General features: G+C 69.0%; 18 protein-coding genes. 6 read left to right on the top strand and 12 right to left on the bottom strand.

Annotation, left to right across the window (positions count from 1 at the left end; all coding sequences use genetic code 11):
* Positions 1-11 precede the first annotated feature (11 nt).
* Positions 12-257 (bottom strand): hypothetical protein, encoded by a 246-nt coding sequence (locus BQ2383_RS07345; RefSeq protein ID WP_091031879.1) that lies wholly within the window; start codon positions 255-257, stop codon positions 12-14.
* Positions 258-427: 170 nt separating this feature from the next.
* On the opposite strand from BQ2383_RS07345, the gene BQ2383_RS07340 reads away from it, so the two are divergent.
* The gene (locus BQ2383_RS07340) at positions 428-838 is read left to right on the top strand and encodes an MmcQ/YjbR family DNA-binding protein (protein ID WP_091032305.1); all 411 of its coding nucleotides are present in this window, start codon (positions 428-430) and stop codon (positions 836-838) included.
* Between the two features lie 29 nt (positions 839-867).
* Here the strand turns inward: BQ2383_RS07340 and BQ2383_RS07335 are convergent, their stop codons facing one another.
* From BQ2383_RS07335 to BQ2383_RS07325, 3 genes are read right to left on the bottom strand one after another with little or no spacing between them, the layout of a single operon-like run.
* The gene (locus BQ2383_RS07335) at positions 868-1,551 is read right to left on the bottom strand and encodes a hypothetical protein (protein WP_244175930.1); all 684 of its coding nucleotides are present in this window, start codon (positions 1,549-1,551) and stop codon (positions 868-870) included.
* Complete coding sequence (locus BQ2383_RS07330) at positions 1,548-2,006, bottom strand: MarR family winged helix-turn-helix transcriptional regulator (RefSeq protein WP_091031876.1); 459 nt, start codon at positions 2,004-2,006, stop codon at positions 1,548-1,550. The genes BQ2383_RS07335 and BQ2383_RS07330 overlap by 4 nt, the downstream gene beginning before the upstream one ends.
* Before the next feature lie 58 nt (positions 2,007-2,064).
* Positions 2,065-2,652: a hypothetical protein gene (locus BQ2383_RS07325; protein ID WP_091031872.1), complete on the bottom strand. Its 588-nt coding sequence runs from the start codon at positions 2,650-2,652 to the stop codon at positions 2,065-2,067.
* 124 nt (positions 2,653-2,776) lie between these two features.
* Between BQ2383_RS07325 and BQ2383_RS07320 the strand changes: the two genes are divergently transcribed.
* A complete protein-coding gene (locus BQ2383_RS07320; protein WP_091031868.1) occupies positions 2,777-4,009 on the top strand; it encodes a glycosyltransferase in 1,233 nt (410 codons plus the stop codon).
* 73 nt (positions 4,010-4,082) lie between these two features.
* Complete coding sequence (locus BQ2383_RS07315; protein ID WP_091031865.1) at positions 4,083-5,312, top strand: glycosyltransferase; 1,230 nt, start codon at positions 4,083-4,085, stop codon at positions 5,310-5,312.
* Positions 5,313-5,325: 13 nt separating this feature from the next.
* Here the strand turns inward: BQ2383_RS07315 and BQ2383_RS07310 are convergent, their stop codons facing one another.
* From BQ2383_RS07310 to BQ2383_RS19320, 3 genes are read right to left on the bottom strand one after another with little or no spacing between them, the layout of a single operon-like run.
* Positions 5,326-5,871, bottom strand: a complete 546-nt coding sequence (locus BQ2383_RS07310; RefSeq protein ID WP_091031862.1) for a hypothetical protein — start codon at positions 5,869-5,871, stop codon at positions 5,326-5,328.
* A 48-nt stretch (positions 5,872-5,919) separates the two neighbouring features.
* Positions 5,920-6,552: a LysE family translocator gene (locus BQ2383_RS07305; protein ID WP_091031859.1), complete on the bottom strand. Its 633-nt coding sequence runs from the start codon at positions 6,550-6,552 to the stop codon at positions 5,920-5,922.
* Positions 6,553-6,584: 32 nt separating this feature from the next.
* Positions 6,585-6,746: a hypothetical protein gene (locus BQ2383_RS19320; RefSeq protein ID WP_167381558.1), complete on the bottom strand. Its 162-nt coding sequence runs from the start codon at positions 6,744-6,746 to the stop codon at positions 6,585-6,587.
* Positions 6,747-6,831: 85 nt separating this feature from the next.
* Between BQ2383_RS19320 and BQ2383_RS07300 the strand changes: the two genes are divergently transcribed.
* Positions 6,832-7,815 (top strand): GlxA family transcriptional regulator, encoded by a 984-nt coding sequence (locus tag BQ2383_RS07300; RefSeq protein ID WP_091032299.1) that lies wholly within the window; start codon positions 6,832-6,834, stop codon positions 7,813-7,815.
* 26 nt (positions 7,816-7,841) lie between these two features.
* On the opposite strand, the gene BQ2383_RS07295 is transcribed toward BQ2383_RS07300, so the two are convergent.
* Together BQ2383_RS07295 and BQ2383_RS07290 are read right to left on the bottom strand one after the other, a co-directional pair.
* On the bottom strand, positions 7,842-8,849 hold the full coding sequence (locus BQ2383_RS07295) for a LacI family DNA-binding transcriptional regulator (RefSeq protein ID WP_091031856.1): 1,008 nt from the start codon (positions 8,847-8,849) through the stop codon (positions 7,842-7,844).
* Between the two features lie 119 nt (positions 8,850-8,968).
* Complete coding sequence (locus tag BQ2383_RS07290; protein ID WP_091031851.1) at positions 8,969-9,670, bottom strand: NRDE family protein; 702 nt, start codon at positions 9,668-9,670, stop codon at positions 8,969-8,971.
* A gap of 69 nt (positions 9,671-9,739) precedes the next feature.
* Here BQ2383_RS07290 and coaBC point away from each other — a divergent pair, with 69 nt between their 5' ends.
* Positions 9,740-10,939: a bifunctional phosphopantothenoylcysteine decarboxylase/phosphopantothenate--cysteine ligase CoaBC gene (gene coaBC / locus BQ2383_RS07285; protein WP_091032296.1), complete on the top strand. Its 1,200-nt coding sequence runs from the start codon at positions 9,740-9,742 to the stop codon at positions 10,937-10,939.
* A gap of 127 nt (positions 10,940-11,066) precedes the next feature.
* Positions 11,067-13,286, top strand: a complete 2,220-nt coding sequence (locus BQ2383_RS07280; RefSeq protein ID WP_091031848.1) for an ATP-dependent Clp protease ATP-binding subunit — start codon at positions 11,067-11,069, stop codon at positions 13,284-13,286.
* 103 nt (positions 13,287-13,389) lie between these two features.
* On the opposite strand, the gene BQ2383_RS07275 is transcribed toward BQ2383_RS07280, so the two are convergent.
* The 3 genes from BQ2383_RS07275 to BQ2383_RS19315 are packed head-to-tail and all read right to left on the bottom strand — an operon-like array spanning position 13,390 to position 16,149.
* On the bottom strand, positions 13,390-14,682 hold the full coding sequence (locus tag BQ2383_RS07275) for a hypothetical protein (RefSeq protein ID WP_091031844.1): 1,293 nt from the start codon (positions 14,680-14,682) through the stop codon (positions 13,390-13,392).
* The gene (locus tag BQ2383_RS07270; RefSeq protein WP_140403314.1) at positions 14,679-15,665 is read right to left on the bottom strand and encodes an aminotransferase class I/II-fold pyridoxal phosphate-dependent enzyme; all 987 of its coding nucleotides are present in this window, start codon (positions 15,663-15,665) and stop codon (positions 14,679-14,681) included. The genes BQ2383_RS07275 and BQ2383_RS07270 overlap by 4 nt, the downstream gene beginning before the upstream one ends.
* Positions 15,646-16,149, bottom strand: coding sequence for a hypothetical protein (locus BQ2383_RS19315; protein ID WP_167381556.1), 504 nt, complete (start codon positions 16,147-16,149; stop codon positions 15,646-15,648). The genes BQ2383_RS07270 and BQ2383_RS19315 overlap by 20 nt, the downstream gene beginning before the upstream one ends.
* Between the last annotated feature and the right edge of the window lie 146 nt (positions 16,150-16,295).

The raw sequence follows: 16,295 nt of genomic DNA, 5'->3' as shown, positions 1-16,295 counted from the left end.
CGGGGGGAGGGCTACTGTGACCGCCAGAACCGTGCGGCGAGGTTCGTGAGTTCTTTGTCGAGGTCGTCGAGCTTCGACTCGATGCGCCCCAGGCGCGCGTCGACGCCGTCGATGCGCGCCGAGAGGGTGGCGTCGATGCGACCGACTTCGGCGCGGATCACGCGGCTGAGCTGCGTCGTCATGAGCGTCATGCCGCCGAGCATGACGGCGGCGAACACCCCGATCAGTGTCCATACCTGCGGGTCGTTCAAGCGCATGCCTCCAGTCTGAATCCGGAGGCCCACGATGTCACGGTATTCCGGTGCCGCATGAGTCCAGAACCGGTGATTGTGCACAGCTCGTCTTCGTCGCACTCGGTGCAGCAGGAGAGCGTGCGCCGAAAGGCCATGGCGTTGTGGTGATCGCCCGCGTACGCGACGATGGCGGGATGGCGAGCATCGACGACGTGCGGGCGATCGCCCTGGCGCTGCCCGGCGCCGAGGAGTCGGTGAGCGGCCACACCGGTGAGGCCGCGTTCCGGGTCAAGAGCGGGCAGTTCGCCTGGCTTCGCGGCCCGAGCGCGACCGACCTGCGGCAGCTCTCCGACCTCGGGCGCGAGTGGCCCGCGGGAGAGGTGCTCGCCGTGCGCGTCGCTGACGTCGAGGAGAAGGAGGCCCTGCTCGCCGCGGAACCCGAGGTGCTCTTCACGATCCCGCACTTCGACGGCTATCCGGGGCTGCTGGTGCGTCTCGACGCCATCGACCGCGATCAGCTGGACGAGATCATCACGGATGCCTGGCTGGTGCGGGCACCCGCCGGGGTGGCGAAGGAGTGGCTCGCGGAGCACGGGCTGGGCTGAACGGCTTGCCGCCTCGGCGCAGGGCGTGCTCAGATTAGGAACGGGCGGGCAGCGTCGAGGAACGCGCGCGGCTCATCCGCCCAGAGGTGGATGCTCGTGACATCGTGCCGACCACCGCGCGGCGCGAGGCCGGGAAGGCGGATCGCGAACGGACGCTCCAACTCGATCTCGATGTTCGTCTCGTCCTGCATTCGCTCCGCGTATTCGACCCCGCGCTCGCCGTGGGTGATGCGCGGCTGCTTCGGCTCATCGACGCGCTTCGCGATCGCCACCGACGCGACCGCGTCCCACGGGACGAACACGTCGACCTCAAGGCCGCTCCGCACGTGGATACCCTCCGGTGCCACGGCATGCGGACGCAGGAGCATCGCGCAGAGCAGTCCGATCATCCACGTCAGCCCCCAGATCCCGACGATGAGGATCGGGATCCGCACCGCCGGCCAGGGGTGCACGATGAGGTCGAGGATCGGGATCTCGACCGCCGACAGCACGATGAAGATGATGAGGATCGTCAGCACCGGGCGGTGGTAGCCGATGCCGGTTCCACCGGCGGGAACGGCGGGCCGTCGGGCGATCGCGCGGCCGATGCTCGAGTACACGCGGAGCTCGGCGATCCACGCCCGATGGAGCATGTTGAGGACGCGGGCGGTGCGGGTCGGGGCGGGCGGAGGAGCGGGTAGGTTCGCCCGACTCACGCTCGGCTCGGCGCTCACGGAGCGTCCTTCGGGGGCTCGTCCGCGGCCTGAGCCACGAGTTGCTCGAGGTGGTCGGCGATCGCGGTGATTCCGCGCTCCATGGCGTCGCGATCTTCCGGCGCGACGGCGTCCAGGAGGGTCGAGTTGAGCTCGGTGTGCTCCTTCTGCATCTGCGCCATCGTGTCGGCGGCCGTGGCGGTCAGCTCGACCAGAACGGCCCGCCGATCCGACGGATGAGGGGTGCGACGCACGTGCCCGGAGGCTTCGAGTGCATCGACAAGGCCGGTGATGTTGCGGGGACTGACCTCGCACAACCGGGCGAGCGTCTGCTGGGTGGACGGCCCCGCGTGCTGCAGCATCCACAGCAGGTGGACTCGGGCTGTCGTGAGTCCCGTGCCTTCGAACGCCCGCGCCATGTCGCGCTGGAACAGGTCGCCGATCTGGAGCAGGCGGTCGAGCAGCAGAGGGTCCATAACCGTGATGCTACTACATTGTTACCTAGCTTCACTATTTGTGAAGCATGCCGTGCTCTCAGGCGGGATCGAGCCGCAGCACGTCGGGGGACTCGCCGCCGGCGAGGTCGTCGGCGATGCGGATGCTGCGCGCCAGCTCATCGAGCGCGCCGATGAGTGTGCCGAACCGCTCCTTGTCGCTGCACACCGCGGTCAGCGTCACCAGATGGGTGCCGGTGTCCCAGGTATAGGTCGCGAAGGGCGGCGACGCCGGCGAGGGCGGCATCGGCACGAGAAGCTTCTCACCCACGCCGAGCCTGGTGGGGAACGACTGCGTGTCGTCGTAGTCCATCGGCATCGACGCGCGCGCGATCCGCACATCCGGCGTCAGGACCTGTGCCGTCGCCATCGCCACGACCAGGTCCGGCTCGGCCTTCCAGGTCCACACCAGCACCCGGCCGTCCGCCCGCTTCATCAGCATCGGCGCCGCCTGGCTCATCGCCCACGCGCCGAACCGCGAACCGGGACGCTCGGTCGCGCCCACCGCGGCGTTGACCTGGCCGAGCAGCATGCGGATAGCCGCCTTGCGGTGCCGACGGCCCCTCCACCCGAGCGAGTCCGTCACGGGAATCCACAGCTGGGGATCGGCGTCGGCAGTCAGTCGCATGGCTCCACGCTAACGGCTGAGGCTGGGGATGCCCGGTACGCCTCGGCCGTCCGCGCAGGGCGCTCGGGTAGAGTGGCCAGCGCCCGACCAGGGCTTTCCCTTGGCCGCCACATCGTAAGGCAGCATGTCTGTGACTCCCTCCGACGATCCGATCGATCCGTCGAGCGGCCCCGCCGCCGAATCCGCGCCCCGCCCCTTGAAGATCGTGATCGGCTGCGACACGTTCGCGCCCGACATCAACGGCGCCGCCCGCTTCGCCGAGCGCCTCGCCGCGGGCCTCGTGCAGCGCGGCCATGACGTGCACGTCGTCGCCCCCAACCAGGCCTACCGCCGTGCGCAGCCGCGCACCGAGGTCATCGAGGGCGAGCCGATGACGCTGCACCGGCTGCCGTCGGTGCGCTGGGCGCCCCACGACTGGCTGCGATTCGTCTGGCCGTGGCGCTCGAAGCCGTACGCCCGCAAGGTCATCGACCAGGTGCAGCCGGATGTCGTGCACATCCAGTCGCACATCGTGATCGGCCGCGGCCTGGCCTACGTCGCGCACGAGCGCGGCATCCCGGTCATCGCGACCAACCACGTCATGGCCGAGAACATCCTCGACCACACGACCATGCCGAAGTTCATCGACGACCTCGTCCTGAAGTTCGCCTGGGCCGACGCCAAGCGCACCTTCGACCTGACCCGCGCCATCACCACCCCGACGCGCCGCGCCGCCGACTTCCTCGAGAAGACGGTTGAGGTGGAGGGTGTGATCCCGGTGAGCTGCGGCATCGACCGCACGCAGTACGCGCCGGTGATCGCCCCGCGGGATGCGAACCGCATCGTCTTCGTCGGACGCCTCACCGCCGAGAAGCAGGTCGAGGTCATCCTCAAGGCGATGACGAAGCTCGACCCGGCGCTCGACACGACCTTCGACATCGTCGGCGGCGGCGACCAGCGCAAGCAGCTGGAGCACCTGGCCGCGCAGCTCGGTCTCGCCGACCGCGTCACGTTCCACGGGCGCACCACCGACGAGGAGCTCCGGGCGCTGCTGTCCCGCGCGAGCCTGTTCGTGATCGCGTCGATCGCCGAGCTGCAGTCCATCGCGACCATGGAGGCCATGGCGTCGGCGCTGCCGATCGTCGCGGCGGATGCGGTGGCCCTCCCGCACCTCGTGCACGACGGCGAGAACGGCTACCTGTTCGAACCGGGCAACGTCGATGAGCTCGCCGCGCGCCTGACCGATGTGCTCACCGCGGAACCTGCCGAGTACGAGCGGATGCAGCGCGCGTCGCTCGACGGTGTCGCGATCCACGACATCAACCGCACCCTCGACACCTTCGAGGCGCTGTACCGCGACGAGCCGCTGCCCGAGTAGCGAGCAGCCGGACATGCACAGTATCCCCATCGGCTCACAGCGCCGCGACGCGTCAGCGGCGGAGTAGCCGGACATGCACATCGTCTTCTTAGGCGATCAGCACCTCGACTCCCTCGGCGGAGCGCAGGTGTCGATGCGGCTCCAGCGGGAGTTCCTCGAACGCGCCGGACACACCGTCACGGTCGTCGCGCCGAAGATGCACGGCTCGCGCATGCCGTCCGGCTCGCACGGTGGGGCGTACATCGACCTGCCGTCGATGCCGATCACGCTCGACCGCGAATACTCGATGACATGGCCCGGTCGCGGGACCGACCGCTTCCTCGACAAGGCCATGACCCGCCGCCCGCCGGTGGACCTGGTGCACGTGCAAGCCGACTTCTGGGGCGCGTTCATCGGGCACCGCTACGCCCAGCGTCACGGCATCCCGGTCGTGCACACCATGCACAACCGCGTCGATGTCGGGATCGCGGCCGTCACTCCGCTGCACCGCCCCGTGCTCGCCGTGTTGAACGCCTGGCGCCGCGGGGCGATGCGCGGGATCGGCGACCCCGCGCGGGGAGTGGACGGCTGGTCGTTCCTGCGCGGTCTCGCCGCCGGAGCATCCGCCGTGACCGCGCCATCGACGCACTTCGCCCGACGCCTCGAGCAGCACGATGTGTTCCCGCGGGTCGACGTGATCTGGAACGGCATCGACGATGACCTGCGCGCACAGACGCTCGCTGCACGACCGTCGGCCAGGGAGCCCGGACGCCCCCGTTTCCTCTGGCTCGGACGGATGAGCCCCGAGAAGCGCCTGCTGCCGTTCCTGGAGGCGTTCGTCGCCGCCGGAATCGACGCGGAACTCGAGATCATCGGCGGTGGGGGGCAGCGCGCCGCGGCCGAGAAGATCGTGCGCGGGCACGACGGCGTGCGCTTCGCCGGACGACTGACCTACCCGCAGACCCTGGAGCGGATCGCCGCCGCCGACGCGCTCGTGCAGACCTCGATCGGCTTCGAGACCCAGGGGATGACCCCGTTCGAGGCGGCCACGCTCGGCACGCCCTCCGTGATCTGCGACCCCGACATCGCCGCCGAGCTCGGCGGAGGGCTGTGGGCGGTTCCGGATGCCGGCGCCACCGCGTCGGGCCGCGAACTCGAGGCCCGTCGGCTCGCCGCGCTCGCGGAGACCCTGCGGCTGGCGGCATCCGACATCGCCGCCGGCACCGCTCCGACGCCGGTTCCCGAGGTCGCCGAGGCGTTCCGTCAGTCGTCGCGCACGGCGGCCATGGTCGAGGTCTACGAGCGGGTGCTCGCCGGGCGCTGACGCAGGCTGAGGCTCAGGCGAAGCGCAGGAAGGCGATGCCGATCCAGCTGAAGATCATCCCCAGAGCGCCGGCGCCCGCGATTCCGATCGCGATGCCGGCGAGAAGGCGCGGTCCCGGTCGGCGCGCGGCGATGATCCCCAGCACGAGGGCGACGACGTAGGCGAAGAAGGAGATCACGCCGATCGCGTCATCGATCGCGTAGGCGGATCCGTATCCGAAGTCCGACGTGTAGATGAGCAACCGGACGATCGACGAGATGAGGTTGACCGCGAGTGTGATGACGGCGATCACGAAGGCGGTCCGCCCGAGAGCGCTGCCCGCAGGCGCGGCGGGGGCTACCGCCGCGGCCGGCCACGACGCGGGATAGCCGGGAACCCCGGCCGGGTGGGCCGGAGCGGCGGTCGGGTACGCCGTCGGATACGCGGGGTCGGCGGTCGGCTGCGCGGGAGTGGCGGGGGCGGATGGCGGCGCACTGGACGCGTGCGTCGGGAACGCGTGCGTGCCGGGGTACTGCGGGGCGGCGGGCAGATGCGCGGGAGGCTGCTGGGGCTCGCTCATGACGACGAGCGTAGTCGGGGCACTCCCCATCCGCACCGGGGAATCGGCTCAGCTCTTCGCGCCGGTCAGCGCCAGCGTGCCGCCCAGCCCGATCATCATCACGCCTCCGGTTCCGGACAGCGTCGACATGCGGCGCGGCGAGCGGGCGAACCAGGCGCGTGCGGTTCCGGCGGCGAGGGCCCATACGCTGTCGCAGATCAGCGCGAGCGTCTGGAAGGTGAGCCCGAGCAGCAGCAACTGTGCCCAGATCGGTCCGGCCGCGGGGGCGACGAACTGGGGGAGCACGGCCACGAAGAATGCGATCGTTTTCGGGTTGGTCAGCCCGACGATGAAGCCCTGACGCAGCAGTGTCGCGGCGGAGGCCGGTGCTCGATCCGCATCGGGGACGTGATCGTGACGGTGGCGGATGGCCTGCACGCCGAGCCAGATCAGGTAGGCGGCGCCGATGATCTTGATGATGGTGAACGCCACCACGGAAGACGCGACGATGGCGCCTACCCCGAATGCCACGGCGAGAACGGCCGGCACGGTGCCGAGGGCGTTGCCGACGACGCTGAGCACGCCCGCGCGGCGTCCGAGTGAGAGGGAGCGGCCGATCACGAACAGCACGCTCGGGCCGGGAATGGCGATGATCACGACGGACGCCACGGCGAAGGCGACGAGGCTGTCGAGCGGGATCATGAGCCGACCATACACCGCGGCTCGAGCGGGGCTCAGCGATAGCCGTGTCCGGATTCGGCTTGCTGGTGGACGTCTTGGCCGCCGACGCGGCTCCAATCCGTCGGCGTGCGGTGGTAGCCGTCGCGACGGAGTTCGATGACGGTGGCGACGGTCGCCCACGCGACCAGTGCGAGGAGTGCGATGACGAGTATCATGGCAGAAACGCTACGTTCGATGCCGAACTGTCACGAGTGGCAGAATCGACTATCATCGTACGAAAACTGCCAACCGGGAGTGTTCATGAAGACAGTCGCCTGCGTCATCCAGGACGGATTCGCGCCGTTCGAGTTCGGCGTCGCCTGCGAAGCGTTCGGACTCGATCGATCCAGCGACGGCGTGCCCAACTTCGACTTCCGCATCGTCGCCCCGCAGGCGGGTGTCGTGCAGTCGAAGATCGGCTTCTCCGTCAACGTCGAACACGACCTGGCCTTCGCGTACGAAGCCGACCTCGTGGTTTTCTGCCCGGTGCCCCGCGAGCGCTGGGGCGACATCGACCCGCTCCTGCTCGATGTCGCGCGACACGCGGTCGAGCGCGGCGCCTGGGTGATGAGCGTCTGCAGCGGGTCCTTCATCCTCGCCGCCGCCGGCGTGCTCGACGGACGTCGGGCGACGACGCACTGGATGTACGCCCACGTCATGGCCGACATGTACCCGAAGATCGACATCGACCCCGACGTGCTCTTCGTGCAGGACGGGAAGATCATCACCAGCGCCGGCACCGCCGCCGGCATCGATGCCTGCCTGCACCTGCTCCGCCAGGAGGTGGGTGCCGAGCTCACGAACCGCATCGCGCGCCGCATGGTGGTGCCGCCGCAGCGTGACGGCGGCCAAGCGCAGTTCATCGACCGTCCGATCCCCGTGGTGCCCACGGACTCGCTCGCCGCGGTCGCCGACTGGGCCGTCGAGCACCTCCGCGACGACCTCGGTGTCGATCAGCTCGCCGCCAGGGCGCTGATGTCGCCGCGCACCTTCGCCCGCCGCTTCAAGGCCGAGTACGGCGCGACGCCCGCCGCGTGGCTCGCACGCCAGCGCATCATCCACGCGCAGCGGATGCTGGAGCGCACCGACCTCCCGCTCGATCACATCGCCGACGAGTGCGGCTTCGGCTCGGCGGCGGTGCTCCGGCAGAACTTCGCGAGGGTCCTCGGACTCACGCCCACGGCCTACCGCGCGCGGTTCTCGTGCGCGACGGATTCGGTGGTTTCGGCGGCGCCGGCGGCCTGAGCGACGGCGGAGGAAGGCCGCTCCGGTCAGAGCGCTCGGGTGGTGGAACGCTCGACCAGGGAGCAGGGCAGCAGCACATGCGCGGCATCCTGTTCCGGTGCCGCGAGACGCGCGAGCAGCAGCTCGACGGCCCCGTGCGCCATGTCCAGGATCGGCTGGCGCACCGTCGTGAGATCGAACGCCTGCCACGACGACATCGCCACATCGTCGAAGCCGAGCACCGACACCTCGTCCGGCACGCCGATTCCGAGCGCCTTCGCGGCGTTCAGGGCGCCGAAGGCCACGAGGTCGTTGTGGCAGAAGAGCGCGGTCGGCGGTTCGGGCAGCTGCAGCAGGCGGGTCGCTGCCTCGAAGGCCCTGGTGTAGTCGAGGTCGGCGACGTCCAGGAGCGAGGGGTCGAACACGATCCCGGCCGCCTCGAGCTCCGACAGGAAGCCTTCGTGACGATCGCGGACGGAGGTCGTGCCGAGCGGACCGGCGATCACTCCGATGCGTCGATGCCCGAGGGATGCCAGATGACGGCCCGCGATGCGCCCTCCGTCGACGTTGTCGGGCGAGATCGAGTCGTTGTCGGGCACGGCGCCGGGGCCCATCGTCACCGCGGGGACGCCGAGCGACACGATGCGACCCTCGTCATCGGGGGAGAGCAGCGTCGTCGTGAGGATGACGCCGTCGACGTTCGTCTCCCGCAAGGTCCGCGCGAGGTCTTCGGTGGTGTCGGCGCGACCGCTGAGGATGAGCGCCCGGTATCCGGCGCGATTGAGATCGTCGCTGATCGTGTGCAGCAGTTCGGCGTAGTAGCTGTTGCGCGGGTCGCCGAGCACGACCCCGATCGTCTGCGTGCGGCTGGTGACGAGACTGCGGGCGCTGAGGTTGGGGCGGTAGTCGAGCTGCTGGATCGCCGCCTCGACCTTGGCGCGCACCCGCTCGGACACGCCCTCATGGCCGTTGACGATGCGTGACACCGTCGTCTGCGACACACCGGCCGCTCGGGCGACGTCGACGCTGGTCACACCGCGGGACTTCGGCGGCATGGGCCCTCCTCTTCCGTGCCGGGCTTCCCATGCTAGACCGCGCGGAGGCCAAGAATGACTACGCAGTCCTCGGTGTGGCGCGTGCGTTGCCCGCACCGCGGGATGCGCGGAACGTGCGCTCAGGCGCTCCAGTGCGCCGGCGACGGGAGCGCGTGATCGCGCACCTCGAGCCCTGTGGGGGTGACGGATGCCGTCGCATACAACAGCGACTGCGTGGGGTATCCGTGCGGGCGGTTGTCGCGGATGATCGCGCGGTCGTCCTCGGGCGAGAGCTCGGCGGAGGCCGCGAGGAGCGCTGTCCATTCGCCGGCCCAGTCCTCGAGGTCGGCCGTCGGGCCCAGAGCGCGGAACTCCGGCAGCCAGGCGGTGATCCGCGGGGTCGCCTCATCGTCGAGGTCGTCGTGCGCGATCATGTGCGTGCCGGGGGTGATGCGTGTCTCACTCAGGTCGAGGCCGTCCCACGACAGCACTCGCGCCCCCTCGGGTCCGACCTCCAGCAGGTTGAAGCCGTGCATGGGGAGCGGGGCGACGGGGGAGCGGCCCATAACCGATTCCAGTGCGAGGGATCCTCGCGAGACCGCCTGAGTGTCGGGGAGGTCGCGCACGTCGGCGCGATTCAGCAGCACCGCCAGCCGCCGTTCCGCAGGGTTCGCGGCGAGCCAGGCTCCGCCCGCACGTCGATCCCGGATGCCGATCACGCCCGGATGCTGCTCCGGCCACCAGGGGCCGAGGGCATCCCACTCCCGCTGCGGGTCTTCGTCACGCACCGCCAGAAGCCTCGCGACACCGGCATCCTCGACATCGATCACGACCGTGCACACGGGTGCAAGTCTAGGTCGAGGATTCCGACGTAGGCCCCGCGGTGGCGGATGCTGAGGCAGAATCGAGACGTGAACATCGTCGTCGGAGTCACGGGCGGCATCGCCGCGTACAAGACGGTGCACCTCGTGCGCCTGCTCACGAAGGGCGGGCACGACGTGACCGTGGTGCCCACCGAGGATGCGCTGCGCTTCGTCGGGCTGCCGACGTGGGAGGCGATCAGTCGCCACCCGGTCACCACGAGCGTGCACGAAGACGTGGCCAAGGTGCGGCACGTGGCTCTCGGGCAGGCCGCCGAACTCGTGATCGTGGCGCCGGCGACCGCGAACTCGATCGCCAAGATCACCGCCGGTCTCGCCGACGACCTCCTCGGCACGACCTTGCTCGCCACCGAGGCGCCGGTGCTGCTCGCGCCCGCCATGCACGCGGAGATGTGGCGGAACAAGGCCACGCAGGCGAACATCGCGACGCTGCGGGAGCGCGGCGTGCACATCGTCGGCCCCGCTGACGGCGAGCTCGCGGGCGGCGACAGCGGACCCGGGCGGATGTCGGAGCCCGAGGAGATCTTCGCCGCTGCCCAGGCGCTGCTGGCACCCGGCGACCTCGCCGGGGTGCGGGTCGTCGTCTCGGCCGGTGGCACGCGCGAGCCGATCGACCCCGTGCGTTTCCTCGGCAACCGGTCCAGTGGCAGGCAGGGGGCAGCCCTCGCCGCTGAGGCCGCCGCCCGCGGGGCCGAGGTGACCCTGGTCGCCGCGAACATCGCCGGTGACGTGCTCGCCGAGGTGCGGCATCCGTCGATCCGCATCGTCCCCGTCGGTGCGGCTGCGGAGCTCGCCGAAGCGATGAAGCGCGATGCCGCAGCCGCCGATGTGGTCGTGATGGCGGCGGCCGTGGCGGACTACCGGCCGGTGGAGGTCTCGGACCGCAAGCTCACCAAGGAGGCCGGGGGAGTGCCGACCATCGAGCTGATCGAGAACGAGGACATCGTCGCCGCTCTCGCCTCGGCGCGACATCCCGGCCAGCTGGTCATCGCCTTCGCCGCCGAGACGCCCGAGGATGAGGCCGAGCTGCTCGCCCGCGCTCGCCGCAAGCAGCAGCGCAAGGGCGTCGACCTGCTCGTCGTGAACGAGGTCGGGTGGGAGCGCGGGTTCGAGAGCGCCGAGAACGCCGTGCACATCCTCGGCCCGGGCGGGGTGGATGCCGGCGCGGCATCCGGTTCGAAACGTGCGGTCGCGGCCGCGATCTGGGACGCCGTCGTACGGGAGCGCTGACGGGAGCCTCGGGCTGGAGGAGAATCTCGGCGAGTGCTAAACTTGAGTCAACAACACTCAACTTTGATCCCGTCTTCCGACCTGGCAGGCGGGAGACGACCAGAAGGAGCATCTCCAGGAGGAGCGCATGAGCAACCCGCAGACCGGCAACCAGAACCAAGACCAGCAGTCCGCCCTCGAGCAGTTCGGCATCAACCTCACCGACCGTGCCCGCGAGGGCAAGCTCGACCCCGTGATCGGACGCGACAGCGAGATCCGGCGAGTCAGTCAGGTCCTCACCCGACGCACGAAGAACAACCCCGTGCTGATCGGAGAGCCCGGCGTCGGCAAGACCGCCGTCGTCGAGGGCCTCGCCCAGCGCATCGTCGCGGGCGACGTCGCCGAGTCGCTCAAGGGCAAGGAGCTGGTCACGCTCGACATCTCGGCCCTCGTGGCCGGCGCGATGTACCGCGGCCAGTTCGAAGAGCGGCTGAAGCAGGTCCTCAAGGAGATCACCGAATCCGAGGGCCAGGTCATCACGTTCATCGACGAGCTGCACGTGCTGATGGGTGCGGGCGGTGGCGAGGGATCGGTCGCGGCCTCCAACATGCTCAAGCCGATGCTGGCCCGCGGTGAACTGCGGCTGATCGGCGCGACCACGCTCAACGAGTACCGCGAGTTCATCGAGAAGGATGCCGCGCTCGAGCGCCGCTTCCAGCAGGTGTACGTCGGCGAGCCCACGGTCGAGGACACCATCGCGATCCTCCGCGGGCTCAAGGGGCGCTACGAGGCGCACCACGGAGTCACGATCTCGGACAGCGCCCTCGTCGCCGCTGCCGCGCTCTCGAACCGGTACCTTCCCGCGCGCCAGCTGCCCGACAAGGCGATCGACCTGATCGACGAGTCGATGTCTCGGCTCAAGATGGAGATCGACTCGTCGCCGGTCGAGATCGACCAGCTCAAGCGCCAGGTCGACCGCCTGAAGTTGGAGGAGCTGGCACTTAAGCGCGAGAAGGATGCCGCCTCGAAGGAGCGCCTCGGTGCTCTGCGCGAGCAGCTCGTCGGCATGGAGAAAGAGCTCGCGGGGCTCGAGGCCCGGTGGGCGCGCGAGCGTCAGGGCCTGAACCGGGTCGGCGAGCTCAAGAAGCAGCTCGACGACGCGATCACGCAGCGCGACCTCGCCATGCGCAACGCCGACTACACGAAGGCCTCGAAGCTGGAGTACGAGACCATCAAGCGCCTGGAGCGCGACATCGCCGAGGCCGAGCAGGCCGAGGCCGCGACGCCCGCCGAGCCGCGCATGGTCAACGAGCAGGTCACCGAGGAAGACATCGCCGCGGTGATCGCCGCGTGGACCGGCATCCCCGTCGGGCGCCTGCTGCAGGGCGAGAGCGAGAAGCTCCTGCACCTCGAGAGCGAGCTCGGCAAGCGGCTGATCGGGCAGAAGGATGCCGTGAAGGCGGTGTCGGATGCCGTGCGCCGCTCGCGTGCGGGCATCAGCGACCCCGGCCGACCGACCGGCTCGTTCCTGTTCCTCGGACCGACCGGTGTCGGCAAGACCGAGCTGGCCAAGGCGCTGGCGCAGTTCCTGTTCGACGACGAGCACTCCATGGTGCGCATCGACATGTCGGAGTACGGCGAGAAGCACTCGGTATCGCGGCTCGTCGGCGCACCTCCTGGATACATCGGCTACGAGCAGGGCGGTCAGCTGACCGAGGCCGTGCGGCGTCGCCCCTACAGCGTGATCCTGCTCGACGAGGTCGAGAAGGCCCACCCCGAGGTGTTCGACATCTTGCTGCAGGTGCTCGACGACGGTCGTCTGACCGACGGACAGGGTCGTACCGTCGACTTCTCGAACGTCATCCTGATCCTCACGTCGAACCTCGGCTCGCCGATTCTCATCGATCCGGTGCTGTCGCCCGAGGCCAAGCGGGAGCAGGTGATGGCGCTCGTGCGACAGGCGTTCCGCCCGGAGTTCCTGAACCGTCTCGACGACATCGTGATGTTCTCGGCTCTGACTGAAGACGACCTCGCGCAGATCGTCGAACTCTCGGTCGATCAGCTGCACGACCGCCTGAAGGACCGACGACTCACGCTCGCCGTGACGCCGGATGCCCGGTCGTGGCTCGCCGAGCGCGGGTACGACCCGATGTTCGGTGCCCGGCCGCTGCGCCGCCTCATCCAGAGCGAGGTGCAGAACAAGCTCGCGACCGCGCTGCTCTCGGGCGGTGTGCGCGACGGCGACACTGTGCGGGTCGATGTGGGCGCCGACGGTGCGGGCCTCGTGCTCACGTCGACGACGCCCGAGCCCGCGCCGGAGGATGACGATGATGACGACGTGATCGAGGCGGAGCTGCTCGACGACTGAGTTGTTCCCTCTTCACCCGCGCACCCGTCGCACGTCCTGAAGGAGAACTCACGCTATGAAGGAGCGGATGCTGCAGAGCATCCTTCCCGGCGTGAGTTCTCCTTCATTTCGGGAGGGTGGTCGCGCGCTGCTGTGAGCGAAGGAGCGTCCGGAGGGCAGCCAGGTTCGCGACGCTGAAGAGGAGCCTGACGAGAAGCAGAGCGGCCCACAGGCCTACCGCGCTCGGGGCTATGAACCTGCAGATGAGCAGCGCGACAGGCGCGAGAACCAGATAGGTGAGGATCAGCCCGAGCAGTCCGGCTGTGGCGCCGAAGGTGACCTTCATGTAGGCGAACAGGGATCCGGAGAACGGCTCGAGCAGCAGCTGCAGAGCGATGAGGAGCCCCAGCACCGGATCGCCCACCGGGCTCAGGCCGAACGCGGAGAGCAGGATGAGGGACAGCGCGAGGGGGACGACGAAGATGCCGACGACGCCGTAGGACGCCACCCGGTACCTCGGCTCCCGAGCGCGATCCTGCAGGGTCATCCTTCCGGCGGTCTGACCGATCATCTTCAGCGGGATGATGATGGTGCGGCAGAGCGCGACGCCGGCGGCGACCTGGGCGGCGACCTCGACGGAGATGCTGGCCGCGACCAGCTGCGCGACCATGAAGAGCACCATGAAGACCGCGCCGTCGAGGGAATTGAGGATGCGGTCGCCGATGCGGCGAAGCGCGAAGTCGGGGGTGCGGAGGATGCGAACGTGCACTCCGGCTCGGAGCAGTCGCCGCCGACGTTCCCAGAGCATGGCGATGACCATGAGCGAGGCGAGCGCCGACTGCAGCGCGATGGCGGCGAGCGGATCGGACACGAAGACGACGATCGCGAGGCCGATCGCCAGGCCGATGAGCGTGCGCGTGAGCGTGATGACGAGGTTGTCCTTCTCGCGCCCGAGATGTTGAAAGGCGGCGGCGAGCACACTGGTGTGCGAAGACAGGGCATTGGCGGGAAGCTGGAGGATCAACGCGATCCAGAGCGCGACCACGAGGTCCGAGCTATGCGGCGTTGCGAGGCTGAGCGTGACGGCGGTTGCGGCGCTCACCGCGATCACGATGAACGACACTGCCGACGCGAGTCGCAGATTCGTCGCTATCGCGGAGGTGATCAGGCCCCCGTCGGTGCGGGCGACGGCGAGCTCGCGCAGGGTGCCGATCCCGACGCCGACGTTAATCAGGGTGCCGAGCCCGCTGATCGTCGCGGTCGTTCCGATGATCGCTGCGAAGTCGGCTCGACCGAGCGCAAGCGCTACCGCGATCAGCGCGAATGACGCCCCGAGCGGGATGACCTGCGCCAACATCATCGGGGTCGCGTGCTTGAGAACCCGGACGATGTCGCTCCGGAATCCGTTGGGTCTCACAGGTGGGCCTTCAGTCGGTCGATGTTCCTGACGGTTGCGTCGATACGCGTCCACGTTCCGTCGAAGTCCTTCGCGCTGAGCAGACGGCGCACGTCAGGGGTGATGTGCGCCGCAGCCACCGTGGCAAAGCAGCCTCCGCCGCGACCGACGACCGGGATACGCGCCGCTTCGAGGAGCCGGGCGAGCGAGTCGCCGACCGCCTCTTGCGCGCGGCTGAGGGCGAGGGCGGTCGCGATGACCTGCGGATCGCCGAACGCATCCATCAGGGCCGTGGAGAACACATCCCAGAACCGTTGGTCCTGGTTCATGCCGGGGAACGCACCTCGCGGGCGTACCACTCCGCCGAATCGTGCACCAGCGAAGCACGCCATTTTCGACAGGGTGAAGCACACGGCCGCGCCGCGCGCGATCCACCAGCGGACGGTACTTCGGAATGCGCGCCCGTAGGGCACGGCGTAGGCCGCATCGACGAGCATGTGCAGCCGCGGAGTCAGCGCTCCGACCGCGAGCCGCGGCCGCGCGATCTCCAGAGGATTGCCTGGCTCTGTGACCACAAGGACGGTGTCGACAGCTGCAGGAGCCGTTGACAGCTCCTGCAGCTGGGCTGCGTCGCCATAGGTGTCGAGCCGGGCGCCAATGACGCCGCATATTCGCGCGTAGCCGGGATAGGAGTGTTCGGGAACGATCATTCGGTGGGCGCCGGAGGCCCGGAGTGCGTCGAGCAGCACCGGCTCACCCCCGCGGCCGAAGATGGTTGATGCGCCGTACCGCGAGAAGTCCCACGGCGTCCGCCGCAGGATGTCAGGCGGGATCGTCGGATAGCGGTTCCAGGACAGGGCGTGCATGCGATCGAGGATCGCTCGCCGGAAGTTAGGCGAGGGGGTTTGGTCGGGCAGGGCGAAGCTGCCGCCGGGGGGAGAGTCCAGGACGAACGAGGTCGAGCCCACCGGTCGGCTCGAACCGCTAGTCCGCGGCGGCTGCATCGAGAAGCGGCGAGATGCGGGTCTGGGTGCCGAGGAGCAGCCAGGGCGAATCTTGCGGAAGTAGTACCTCGGCCTCCTCGTCGCGCCCGAAACGATTGATTTCGGATAGCGACATGCCCATCTCGGTCTCCAGGAAGTTCGCGACGGTCCAGAGCGCGGCGCTGCGTGCTGTGAAGGGGCCGAAGTTCTGGACGTAGTCGGGGATCCACTGGATGAACTCGCGCACGAACTCCCGATCGCCCACGCGCTCGTAGTACCCGCTCGGGCTTATGGACTCGTGGTGCAGGAATTGCTTCCCCGGAAGTTCTGAGCAGAGATGTTCGTAGGACATCGTCTGGAGGATCAGTTCGTGCCAGACCCGATCGACCTCCGGGATGACGGCGATTCGCCTCCCGGAGGTCGATGAGGTGATGGCGAGGAACTTGAGACACTCGACGAACTGCTGCTCGACGGTGTCACGGTTCAGATCGTCGATGCGATCCATCACCGTCGTGGCGTAGTCCGGGTCGAGCGGGAATCGTCGGGGCGTCATTCCTTACCTCCTGTAGCTCAGAGCTTGTCCGGCGTGGGGGCGGCGCAGCAGCTTGTCTCTGCGTTCTTTGCTTCGGTGCGCTTGTCGGCGAGGATCTG

Origin of the sequence: Microbacterium oxydans (assembly GCF_900095745.1) — a bacterium.
GTDB classification, from domain to species: domain Bacteria; phylum Actinomycetota; class Actinomycetes; order Actinomycetales; family Microbacteriaceae; genus Microbacterium; species Microbacterium oxydans_B.
The sequence above is the reverse complement of the archived record's forward strand: the minus strand, read 5'-3'. Positions and strand labels throughout refer to the sequence as shown.